The sequence below is a fragment of the Caballeronia sp. M23-90 genome (assembly GCF_053574605.1).
The window spans coordinates 1-5538 of sequence record NZ_JBSIPA010000427.1 but is presented as its reverse complement, the minus strand read 5'-3'; the positions used below and the strand labels follow the sequence as shown (position 1 = coordinate 5538).

Sequence of the window (5538 nt, the reverse complement as noted above, 5' to 3'; positions counted from 1 at the left end):
TGGCCGCGTGCACGAGGTGCTGCACGGGGCCCACGCTGACTGTCACGCCCAGCAGGTCGCGCATGAACTCCACCACGCCGCGATACGAACTGCGGCAGATCAGCGGCAGTCCCAGCATCACCTGGCGCAGCCAGGTCCGGGTGACCGGCAACTGGAACAGCACTTCGTCATCGGCTACGGCTGAACCGAAAGCGTCATTGAGCGCGTCGCTCGCCTTGTCCTTTTGCGCGTAGACGAACTTGCGGCTCACGCCGTGGCGGGCCGCCAGATCAGTGACCGTTTCTGATCCCGCCAAGACCCGAACGGCCAGTTTCTTGCGCTCACTCCCAGGCAGCTTCGCTGCCGCGCCAGCTAATCGACTCATGCACGCACCACGACTGAAAAAATGGGCTGCCATTATCGACCATCGCGACTTCATCCGGCGCCGTGCGTGTAACCCTCAACTGAACCACGCCCGTGCTGGCCTGGTCGACATGGCGGCGCAGGCACCAGTACGCGCCCAGCAGTGTCACTACCGGCGCCGCGGCTGCGTACCTCCCGCTTTGTTTTATCTACGGCTGTAGTACTAACTCAAGAGTGTCGAGTTTTCGCCCAAATTTCTCCACCTGGAACCTACCGTTCGTAGGTGTCTATCCACATTTGCTTGAGTCAATTCAGTTCGTCTATCTGTTGCTCGGTGTAGATATCTGGTGGTATGACTTGCACGAGCCAGTCGATCACATTGCTTTCGATCAGGTCCTTTGGAAATGCAGGGTGCTGCTCGTGGATTCGTTTGACGGACAGGTTGATCGATAGCTTTCGCCCGTCCGGCCAGATGATCTTTCGCTTTCTCGCATTGAGCGTCGCCTTGTCCAACATATCCCACACCATGTCCATAACTTGATCGGACAGAGGATCTTCGGGTATGCCGGACCAGCCGATTGAGTCATCGACCCGGAAGCGGTCCAGCCAGCGCTGTTGGAGTCGTTTGAACATGGCGAAAGCATATCACTTGGGCGCATCGTCCTGGCGCGCGAGCTTGATTTTCAGGCGGCTGTGTTCGATGCCCAGGTCGACCCACTCGGCCGTCAATTGCTTGAAGCGCTTGTAGTTCTCTATCTGGCGACGAATGTCGCGTACGTCACCGCCGGCAACGTATTCCGTTCGACTTCTCATCGCTCGCGTGTAGCTGAGCTGGTAGTAGGCCCCTTTCTTGTTCTCGGGGTCCTTGTACTGGCGCGTGAGCGAGCCAGGTCGCATTTCATCGATTGTGGCGAGCTTCACCTTGATGGAATCGATGCGTTTTTCGATTTGGAGGAGGCGGCTTTTGGTCATTGGGATAGCATATAAATGCTATCCTTTGATGTCAACTTCGCCGTGGAGATTTCGATGGCTCTTTGGATGGCATGGTGGGAAGCGATCAACCTGTTGCGCCCGGCGTTCTCACGCCTTCGCAGTTTCTTGTGTTAGCGGCGGTGTAAAAGCGCATATAGATGGCGGCGGGCGATGAGAAACGTTCGCCGCCGACCGTTTCGCCGCCACCTTAAAATGGGTCGTCTGCGTCGGCGGGATGAGCGTTTCTGAGGTCAGCGCGTTGTTGATGTTGCAGTTCAAAAAGCTCAAGCTGGTAGTGCATACAGATACGCTCGCGCAGGTCATCCAGCAGTTCTACGACGGCGAGCGCCTGATCAGCGGACCAGTTCTCGGGGATCAAGAAGTTGAGCCCTTTTATGATCCCGGACGGTAAATGAACTCGCGTCATGGTTTTTTCTTCGCGGCTTTCGCTGCAGTGCGTTTTTTGGCGAGTTCTTCCGCGCGTTCGCGTGCCTCCTTCACACGATAGGATTCGCCTTCGATGACGACGACTTCGGCTCGATGTACGAGTCGGTCGACCAGGGAGACGACGCAAGCAGCGTTAGGGAATACTTCCGCCCATTCCTTGAATGGCCTGTTTGTCGTGACCACTGTGCTGGCGGTCCCATATCTGCGACTAATGAGCTCAAATAGCAAATCGGCGTGGCGGTTTGAGTAGGAGAGGTAGCCGACTTCGTCGATGACCAATATATCGGGCGAAGCGTAACGGTTAAGCCTGCGACGCAAAGTCGAGTCACTGTCAAGTGCGGCTAGTTCGCCGAGCATTTGGCCCGCTGTAGTGAATAAAGCCGTGTGACCGTGAACGATTGCCTGATGGGCTAGATTGAGCGCAAGTGTTGATTTGCCAACGCCGTTCGGCCCGATCAATACGACGTTTGTTTGGTCCTTGACGAACTCCATCGTCATTAATTCTTCGACGACGGCGCGATCGCACCGCTTAGGCCACGTCCAATTGAAGTCGCAAAGCGGTTTGAAGCTGCCCAGGTGCGCATCGCGGATGCGCCGCTCCAGAGAACGGCGGGAGCGCTCGTCCTCCTCCCACTGCACGAGCGGCGCGACCCACGGCTGGGCGGCAACGTCGGACCAATGCGTCAGAAGGCCATAAAGGCGCAGTGCGTTCGCGCGAGTTTGCAATTCATCAGGCGTGTTCATCAGCGTCTCCGGAGATTTGATCGTAGGTGTCGAGCCGGTGAGGTGTCACCAGCGTGTCTTTCTTGCGCACGTGTTCGGGCAAATCAATGACGACAGGCGGCGGTGCCTGGCGCGTCTCTCGCCGGCGCTCCAACGCGAGACGCACCGGGTTTGGATGAGGTGCCGCATCGCTGGCGAGTGTTTCTTCAATTGCCGCCTGAAGTTCGGCGGCGCCATAGCGGTCAAGCAGCTGCAGCAAATGCGATGTAATGTTGCCCAGATTTCCACCGAGTTCAGCGGCGCGTTGCATGAGCACGTGGCTGGCAGGCGCTGCTTGACTTAGATGATCGAGGCCGCGGTGATGACGGGCCTGGCGTTTGATCTGAACCAGCTGTTCAATATGCGCGGCAATCTCAACCTGTGCGCCGCGATCGTAACTGCGCTCGTGGGTAGCGAGTAGCGTGATGCCATCAAGGATGCGTACCTGACGAGGATCGGCGCGCACCGTCAGTGTGCGGCGTACGTGCGTATGCGGGATGGTGTAGTCGTTCAGATCGAAGCGCACGTAAGGGGTCTTGCCAACGCTCACCTCCAGCTGCAGCTCACACGGATAAGGATTGTCGGGCAGGCCGAGCAGACTTGGCTGCTCACGCTCGAAGGCTTCACGCACGGTCATCGTCGGGTCCTCGCGGCAAGGACGATTTGCAGCAGGACCGGCGCACCAGAGCGTGGCCTGAGCATTCAGATCGTCAATATCGGTGAACTTGCGGGCCGCAAAGAAGTTCTCGCGAACATAGCGTATAGCGCGTTCAACCCGTCCCTTCTCATTGCCCCGTGCGACCGCGACCGGGCGGGGTTCATAGCGATGATGGGCGGCGAACGCAAGAAGCTGGGGATTGAAACGGATCGCGTCGCCTTGACGCTCAAGAACAGCGCTCTTTAAATTATCGTAGAGCAGCACTCGTGGCAGACCGGACCATGCTTCGAAAGCGCCCGCATGGCCCGCAAGGAAGCTGTCCATGCGGGCATCGAGAAAGAAGTGCAAGTAAATTTGGCGCGACCACGACAGGACCATTACGAAGGCCATCAGTGGTCGACGCGCGCGACCAATTTGCAGGTGATCGAAATGTGCCCAATCGACCTGTCCTTGCTCACCCGGCAGAGTCCGAAGACGCAAATAAGCCTCAGTGATCGGTCGGGGACGATGCACCGAGATCAAATGCCGGAAGTGATGATGATTACCGCGGTAGCCGCGCTCACACACCATCGCATAAAGGCGGCTCGCCGTGAGCGACGGAAACTTCTTGAGCGTTTCGTGAATGAACGGCAAGTATGCGTCGATCTGCGAAGGCCGCAGCAGGCCACCCGTTCTGGGCAGTCCGGCCTGCGCGAGCACCCGGTGAACCGTACCGTGGTGTACATGCAATTGGCGCCCGATGGTGCCAGCACGCCATTTCTCAACGTGGTAATAGCGCAGGATTTGTGCTTCGAGCTCCGCGGTGATGCTCATGGGTCTTCTCCAGTTATGTCTGTAGTAGTACGAACATATCGAGGAACCCGACCATGCAATGCTCCAAGGCGTACCAATGTCGAGCAAGCGCGTTGACAGAAGTGGCACTGCGCAGGCAAACGCCTCCGAATGTCGGGCGCGGTTGCTTTGGCCGCCGTTGCCGGGTTCGCTTGCAGTAGAGCACCGGCGGCAGCCGATGGGGAACCCTGATGTGTCACTTTATTTAGACGCGCGCGATAGCGGCGCATTCGCTCGGCATGCGCGAGGCGTCCATTGCGGCTGCGCTGGTAGCGACTTCCGGCTTCCCGGACCCCGTTCTGACGGGCCGCGCCCGAGCAGTCGCCATCGCAGTAAATCTGGCCGCGATCGCAGTAGCGGCAGATGACCACCTGCGCACGGCAGCGCGCACAAACGTAAAAGCGGCCCGTCGCCGGCATCGCAAAATTCCGTCAATGCCGAGGCGATATCGACAGAGCCGGCCGAGCGTGCAATACTCATTGCACACCCTTGCTCCGTGCACGCGTGGGGTCTGACATCGGTGGGAACTTGGCGGTTTGAACCGGTGTCAGGCCGTTTCTCCGGCGGTAAGCTCTTGTTTTACCCCCTTCGTATTCTCGCGTCACCCAAACATCAGCCGTACGCAACATCGCCGGGCGCGTCTTTACTCGCCCTCCGGGTTCCCTTCGACGCGCCGATATCATCTCGCTCAACCGAAATACCCGACATCCTCACAAAAGTTCGAAATACGTCTCAGTCAGTGTTAAAGCGGGCCGCCGCCGTTTAAACGCGCTTTCTGACCGCCATTCACATCTTGTGGTTCGTCACGACCGTCGCTGGCCTAACGGTGCGCACCGAGCATCTTGGGGTCACCAGCATCGTGCGCGCCCTGAAGTTGCAATCCAGGCTCGGCGGGCTCAAAACTGAAGCGCAACACCAAAGCGTATAAGGTGTTGTAATGCACAAAGCGAATCAGTACGAGCAGTTGCAAGCCGAGGAACGTCTAGAGATCGCGAGCCTGCGTCAACGGGGCTCGAGTATCCGAGCCATGGCCCGCATACTCGGACGCTCGGCCTCTACCCTCAGCCGTGAACTGAGGCGCAATAGCTCTGTGCTAGGTTATGTCCCAGCGGCGGCGCACGCGCTCAGTTCGGCCCGACGAGCGGACACGGTCACCACGCCCAAACTTGGGCCTCACAGCGCCTGCTGGAGGGTCGTCCTCACGCTGCTCGAGTGGCGTTGGTCACCTCAGCAAATCTCTGGAGTTCTCAAGCGTATGTTTCCGACCGATCCAACTTTGCAGGTCTCGCACGAAACGATTTACACGACCATCTACGCTCACCCAGGCGGAGAACTACGGCGCCAACTCATTGCTTGTTTGCGTCGTGCTCACCGCGCCCGTATGTCGCGCACGCGGGGTAATGATCGCCGCTGGCAAATTCCCAATATGGTCAGCATTCACGTGCGCCCACCTGAAGTCGAGGATCGCGTGATGCCCGGGCACTGGGAGGGCGACTTCATCAAAGGCGAAGGCAATCGCTCCTCAG

At 58.5% G+C, this 5538-nt stretch carries 8 protein-coding genes; 1 reads left to right on the top strand and 7 read right to left on the bottom strand.

Features of this window, described 5'->3' with window-relative positions; genetic code table 11:
- The 7 genes from ACRXB1_RS29010 to istA form a co-directional block, all read right to left on the bottom strand.
- Positions 1-364: hypothetical protein (locus ACRXB1_RS29010; RefSeq protein ID WP_449493984.1), on the bottom strand; the 364-nt coding region annotated here is incomplete at its 3' end.
- Complete coding sequence (locus ACRXB1_RS29005; protein ID WP_449493983.1) at positions 321-512, bottom strand: hypothetical protein; 192 nt, start codon at positions 510-512, stop codon at positions 321-323. The genes ACRXB1_RS29010 and ACRXB1_RS29005, both read right to left, overlap by 44 nt.
- A 136-nt stretch (positions 513-648) precedes the next feature.
- A complete protein-coding gene (locus ACRXB1_RS29000) occupies positions 649-975 on the bottom strand; it encodes a hypothetical protein (RefSeq protein WP_449493982.1) in 327 nt (108 codons plus the stop codon).
- A gap of 12 nt (positions 976-987) precedes the next feature.
- A complete protein-coding gene (locus tag ACRXB1_RS28995; RefSeq protein ID WP_449493981.1) occupies positions 988-1314 on the bottom strand; it encodes a DUF6788 family protein in 327 nt (108 codons plus the stop codon).
- A 208-nt stretch (positions 1315-1522) separates the two neighbouring features.
- Positions 1523-1741, bottom strand: coding sequence for a hypothetical protein (locus ACRXB1_RS28990; RefSeq protein ID WP_165989001.1), 219 nt, complete (start codon positions 1739-1741; stop codon positions 1523-1525).
- Positions 1738-2505: an IS21-like element helper ATPase IstB gene (istB, locus tag ACRXB1_RS28985; protein ID WP_165989003.1), complete on the bottom strand. Its 768-nt coding sequence runs from the start codon at positions 2503-2505 to the stop codon at positions 1738-1740. Before istB ends, ACRXB1_RS28990 begins: the two co-directional genes overlap by 4 nt.
- Complete coding sequence (istA, locus tag ACRXB1_RS28980; RefSeq protein ID WP_165989005.1) at positions 2492-3994, bottom strand: IS21 family transposase; 1503 nt, start codon at positions 3992-3994, stop codon at positions 2492-2494. Before istA ends, istB begins: the two co-directional genes overlap by 14 nt.
- A gap of 955 nt (positions 3995-4949) precedes the next feature.
- Between istA and ACRXB1_RS28975 the strand changes: the two genes are divergently transcribed.
- Positions 4950-5538, top strand: a 589-nt coding sequence (locus tag ACRXB1_RS28975) for an IS30 family transposase (RefSeq protein ID WP_449493980.1), incomplete at its 3' end; no start/stop codon positions are given.